Origin of the sequence: Rhodopseudomonas sp. (genome assembly GCF_048594845.1) — a bacterium.
Taxonomy (GTDB): Bacteria; Pseudomonadota; Alphaproteobacteria; order Rhizobiales; family Xanthobacteraceae; genus Rhodopseudomonas.
Map to the genome: position 1 here is coordinate 1 of NZ_JBMDXE010000281.1, position 5345 is coordinate 5345.

At 67.4% G+C, this 5345-nt stretch carries 6 protein-coding genes; 1 reads left to right on the top strand and 5 read right to left on the bottom strand.

The window, feature by feature from the left end:
• From ACOJTD_RS18275 to ACOJTD_RS18290, 4 genes are all read right to left on the bottom strand, one after another.
• The coding region (locus tag ACOJTD_RS18275) for a 4-hydroxy-tetrahydrodipicolinate synthase family protein (protein ID WP_420134293.1) at positions 1 to 813 on the bottom strand (813 nt) is incomplete at its 3' end.
• 296 nt (positions 814 to 1109) lie between these two features.
• Positions 1110 to 2522, bottom strand: coding sequence for a lytic murein transglycosylase (locus tag ACOJTD_RS18280; protein WP_420134294.1), 1413 nt, complete (start codon positions 2520 to 2522; stop codon positions 1110 to 1112).
• Between the two features lie 229 nt (positions 2523 to 2751).
• Positions 2752 to 3504: a sulfite exporter TauE/SafE family protein gene (locus ACOJTD_RS18285; RefSeq protein WP_420134295.1), complete on the bottom strand. Its 753-nt coding sequence runs from the start codon at positions 3502 to 3504 to the stop codon at positions 2752 to 2754.
• 48 nt (positions 3505 to 3552) lie between these two features.
• Positions 3553 to 3981: a VOC family protein gene (locus ACOJTD_RS18290; RefSeq protein WP_420134296.1), complete on the bottom strand. Its 429-nt coding sequence runs from the start codon at positions 3979 to 3981 to the stop codon at positions 3553 to 3555.
• A 63-nt stretch (positions 3982 to 4044) separates the two neighbouring features.
• On the opposite strand from ACOJTD_RS18290, the gene ACOJTD_RS18295 reads away from it, so the two are divergent.
• Positions 4045 to 4635, top strand: a complete 591-nt coding sequence (locus tag ACOJTD_RS18295) for a TetR/AcrR family transcriptional regulator (protein WP_420134297.1) — start codon at positions 4045 to 4047, stop codon at positions 4633 to 4635.
• A gap of 5 nt (positions 4636 to 4640) precedes the next feature.
• On the opposite strand, the gene hisN is transcribed toward ACOJTD_RS18295, so the two are convergent.
• Positions 4641 to 5345 (bottom strand): histidinol-phosphatase (hisN, locus tag ACOJTD_RS18300; protein ID WP_420134298.1); only part of this gene is annotated, 705 nt, incomplete at its 5' end.

A 5345-nucleotide genomic window follows, 5' to 3' on the forward strand; every position in this document is an offset into this window, starting at 1 on the left:
GGCGATCAGCCCCTGCCGCCACAGCCAGTATTTCAGCGGCGCCGGCGACGGCTCGGCGAACAGCAGCCGCGTCAGCTCGGCCAGCCGGTGCCATTCCAGCGAGGCGCCGAGCCGGTCGTCGGCCAGGATGCGCTGGCGCACGGCCGCGAACGCCTCGGTCTCGACATGCGCCGAGGCCAGCACCGCGCCGTCGCAGCCGCGCACCTGCGCGCCGTAGAACACCGCATCCTCGCCGCTCAGCACCGAGAACCCCCGCGGCCGCAGCCGCAGCAGCTCGACGGTCTGGCGCAGCTCGGCGCAGCAATCCTTGATGCCGACGATGTTGGGGCGCTCGGCCAGCCGCAGCAGCGCCGCGTTGCCGAGATTGACGCCGGTGCGGGCCGGGATGTTGTAGAGCATGATCGGCCGGGCCGTGGCGCCCGCCAGCGTCTCGAAATGCTGGACCAACCCGTCCTGCGACGGCCGCGTGTAGTACGGGCAGGCGATCAGATAGCCGTCGACCGGCCAGTTTGCGGTGCGCGCCAGCGTCCGCACCAGCTTGCGGGTGTCGCTGCCGGAGAGGCCGAGCCACGCCGGCAGCGCGCGCCCGGCTTCGGCGAGCATTTCGGCGGTCAGCATCGCCAGCTGCTCGATCTCGCCGTCGTCGAGCGCCAGCCCTTCGCCGGTGGTGCCGGCGAGGATGAGCCCGTCGATCGGCTGCCGTGCGTAGTACCTGATCAGCCGCCGCAGCGAAGCGGCATCGAGCGTGCCGTCACGAAACGGCGTGATCAACGGCAGCCACAGGCCGCTGGGCGGTTCGGAGTCGGATTCCATCGTCGTGTCTCCTTCGAAAGGAGCCGGCCGACGAAGCACAACAAAAAACCCCGTCGAAACCGGCGGGGCTTGGTGAATGCGTAACTGCGATCGATTAACGCGCGCGTGCATCCCCGGCCCCGAGAGGAGCGCGGTTTTTGTAAGCGTGATGAGCGACGCGAGTGATCATGCAGTCAGTAGGACCCGCGACGGGAGTTTTGTCAACGACGAAGGTGCGGGGCCACCCGATTTGCGACGGCTTGCCGATCGGCAACACGCGGAGTTGAAGTAACAACGGTCAGAGCTGCGGCGCGCCCCTACCTTCCTCTCAGCCTCTCCAACATATCCCCCGTCGCAAACCCATCCGCCGGCGCTCCGATCGACGCCTGGAAATTCCGCAGCGCCTCCCTTGTCATGCTGCCGAACTGGCCATCCGGCGTGCCGCGGTAGAAGCCGCGCTGGGCGAGTAGCTGTTGCAGTTCGAGGCGTTCGCTGCGGGAGAGGACGCGTTCGTGGCGGGGCCAGGGTTGGACGAAGGGTTGGCCGCCGCGCAGGCGGTCGGCGAAATGGCCGATCGCCAGTGCGTAGGCTTCGGCCGGGTTGTACTTCATGATGGTGCGGAAGTTGTTCAGCATCAGGAAGCCGGGGCCTTCCGAGCCGGCGGGCGCCAGTACATAGGCCTTGTCGCTGCTGCGCGGGAAGCCCTGGCCGTTCGGGCGCCGCACGCCCATCTGCTCCCACTGCGCCAGCGTCAGCATCTGCTTGCGATCGGCCTTCATGTAGTCGAAGCCCTGCGGCATCACCACTTCGTAGCCCCAGGTCTGGCCGCTCTGCCAGCCGTCCTTCTTGAGGTTGTTGGCGGTCGAGGCGATCAAATCGGCGGGGTTGTCGACGACGTCGCGGCGGCCGTCGCCGTCGGCATCGACGGCGAAGCGCTTGAACGCTGTCGGCATGAACTGCGTCGGGCCGAACGCGCCGGCCCAGGAGCCGCGCAGCTGTTCGGGACGCAGGTCGCCGCGATGCAGGATCTCCAACGCGGTAAGAAACTCGTCCTTGAAGTACGCCTGACGCCGGCCGACGCAGGCCAGCGTCGCGGTCGAGTTCAGCACGTAGCGATCGCCCATCTGGGTCGAGTAGTTGCTCTCGATGCCCCAGATCGACGCGATGATGTAGCGATCGACACCGTAGGCGCGCTCCGCCGCGTCGAACTGCGGCTTGTACTGCGCCAGGATCTCGCGGCCGCGGGCGAGCCGGTTGTCGTTCACCAGGATGTCGAGATAGTCCCAGATCGCCTTGGTGAATTCCGGCTGCGAATCCATCAGATCCATCAGCCGCAGATCGGGCGACAGGTTCGCGGTGAACCGCTCGAAGCTTTCACGCGAGATGCCGCGGCGCGCCGCGTCCGGCCAGAATGCGGCGACGCAATTGTCGAAATTGGCGGCGGCCTCGCGGATCGCCTGCGCGGTCATCAACGGATGCCCCGAGGCGCCGTCCTCGCCGCTCCAGGCCGGCGTTGCGCTGCTGCCGGGCAGGGCGGCCACCGGCTCCTGCTGCGCGGTGACGGTCGCGCGGCGTGGCGCCGCTGGCGCGGCGCTCTTGTCCGGCAGCGAACCGGTGAAGAAGTTGAAGACGTCGAACGGACTCTGCGCCGGCGCAGCACCTGGTAGCAGCATGGCGCCGAGCAGCGCCATTGCCGCCGTGCGCGTCAGTCTGTTGCCTGGTCGTGTCATGCGCATCGATCCCGTCTGCTCGTCGAAGCCCCCGCGGTCAGGAGGCCCGGCTGCGGTTTCGATCAGCTTAACAAAGCGTTTTTTTGTCCGGCTCGGCATGGCCGGGCGAAATCCCGCTTCACATCCGTGAGACGCAGAAACGACCGTGGCGGCGGCCAAAGCCGCGCCGGTCCCGGCGGGGCGGTGCGACACGGCTGCTACGTCATGTCACGCCGGTTCGCTGCGGTGGTCAGCCGAACAGTCGTACCAGCGTTTCGGCCGACAGGTAGCAGCCAAGACCGATGATCGAGACCAGGAACCAGCGCCGGAACAGATCCGGATGCATCCGCGTCCGGACCGCCTGTCCGGCGAACATGCCGGCGAAGGCGGCGACCAGGGCGATGGCACCGGGCAGGGCGGTCGCAACCGACAGCAGTCCGGCGTCGGTGAGGTTGAACGCCAGCGCCAGCGTCGCAGTGGTGAAGAACACGCCGAGCGCCTGAACCAGTTCGTCCTTCTCCAGGCCGATCGCCTGCATGAACGGCATCGACGGGATCACCTGTACGCCGGTGGCGGCGGAGACGATTCCGGTGACCAGTCCGACCGGCCCGCCCAGCCACTTCTCATGCGCAGGCGAGACCTCGAAGCGCGCGCGGCTCAGACCGAAGATTCCGTAGACCACCAGCAGCGCGCCGAGCACCAGCGTGCCATAGCGCGCATAAGGCCCGGTCATCAGGCCGGAGCCGAGGCGGATGCCGATCACGGTGCCGAGCATCAGCGGCCACAGCCGGCGCAGGATGTCGCGCAAATAGCGGCCCGCAAAGGTCTGCCAGATGTTGGTGACGATGGCCGGCACGATGACGATCGCCAGCGCCTGCGCCGGCGGCATCACCACGGCGAGCAGGCCAATCGAGACCGTCGGCAGGCCGAGGCCGATGACGCCCTTGATGAAGCCCGCGAAGGCGAAGACAAAAGCGATGAGAAGCAGGAGCGAGTCGGACACGGCGGGCAACCTGACCGATCGCGCGCCCGCGCACAACCGGTGCCGCGCTTATGCCTGCGATGCAGCGCCTTCGACGTATTGGGCCGCGTAGTCGCCGCTCGGCGGAATCGGCTTGATGATGTCGATCAGTACGCCGTTCGGATCGGCCGTGATGAAATGACGTTGGCCGAACTCTTCGTCACGAAGCGGAAGCAGGATCGGCAGCTCCGCCGCCTGCAACCGGGCGTATTCGGCATCCGGATCCTCGACCTCGAAATTCAGGATGAGGCCTGCGATCCTGCCGCGCCCGGCTGCCGGAACGGTGGGATGGGCACCGTCGAGCACGGCCAGATTGATGGTCGCGTCGTCGGCGGATTGCAGATGCATGTACCAGTCGGAGTCGAACAGCACCCGGAAGCCGAAATGCCGCGCATAAAACTGCGCCGTCGCGCCGACATCGTCGGTCATGATCACAGGATAGTAGCTGGTCACGCGCATCGCTTCCCTCCGTCGCCGAATAAAGATACACTGTGTATGTTATTTAACATACAGGCTGCATGTATGCCAGTGGCGAAGCGACGCACCAATCTCGAACGCTCCAGCACGACCCGCGCGGGTTTGCTTGCATCAGCACGGGAGGCGTTTGTGACTCGCGGCTATGCGGACACGAGTACGCCGGATCTGGCCGAAGCCGCAGGGGTGACGCGGGGCGCGCTTTATCACCACTTCGCCGACAAGCAGGCGCTGTTTCGAGCGGTGATCGAGGCTGAAGCGGCGGCTGTCGCGGCGGAGATCGAGGCAGCGCCTTCGTCCGGGTCCCCGATCGCTGCGCTGGTTGCCGGGGGTGAAGCCTATTTGCAGGCGATGGCTGCGCCGGGCCGGACGCGGCTGCTGCTGATCGATGCGCCATCCGTGCTCGGCGGGGAGGAGGTCGATGCGATCGACGGCCGCAACGGGGTTCGCACCTTGCGGGAGGGATTACAGGCAGCCGCCGAAGCCGGCGCGCTCAGGCCGGTGCCGATCGAACAGACGGCGCAACTCCTCGGCGCCGCCTACGATCGGGCCGCGCTCGCGCTGGCCGGGGGCGGCGATCGCACCGATTGGCTGGCCGCGTTGCGAGGCATGATCGAGGGATTGGCCCTGCCGCGGTGACGCCTTCAGGCGTTCAGGATCTTCAGCGCCGCCTCGTGGACGCGCTTGTCGCCGGCCGCGATGATTCGGCCGCCGCTCTGCGCCGGCTTGCCGTCCCAGGTGGTGACGATGCCACCCGCGCCGGTAACGATCGGGATCAGCGCCGCGATGTCGTAGGGCTTCAGCTCGGTTTCGATCACCAGATCGAGCTGACCGGCCGCCAGCATGCAATAGGCGTAGCAGTCGCCGCCGAACCGCGTCAGCCGCGACTCCGCCTGCACCTTCTCGAAGATGGCGCGGTCGCTGTCGTTCATCAGCAGCGGCGAGGTGGTGAACAGCGTCGCGTCCTTGAGCGACGGGCACCGCCGCACCGCCAAGCGCCGTTCGCCCGATGGTCCTTTGTAGGACGCCGAACCGTTGTCGCCGGAGAAACGCTCGCCAATGAAGGGCTGGTGCATCATGCCGAACACCGGCGTGCCCTTGTGCAGCAGCGCGATCAGGGTGCCCCAGGTCGGGAAGCCCGAGATGAAGGATTTCGTGCCGTCGATGGGGTCGATCACCCACTGGCGCTTGCCGGAGCCCGCGGCCGCCGCGGTCGCGCCGAACTCCTCGCCGAGCACCGCGTCGCGCGGGCGGGTCCGGGCCAGGGTCGCGCGGATGGCCTTCTCCACGCTGGTGTCGGCGTCGGAGACCGGCGTGAGGTCGGGCTTCTCGGTCACGTGCAGATCCTG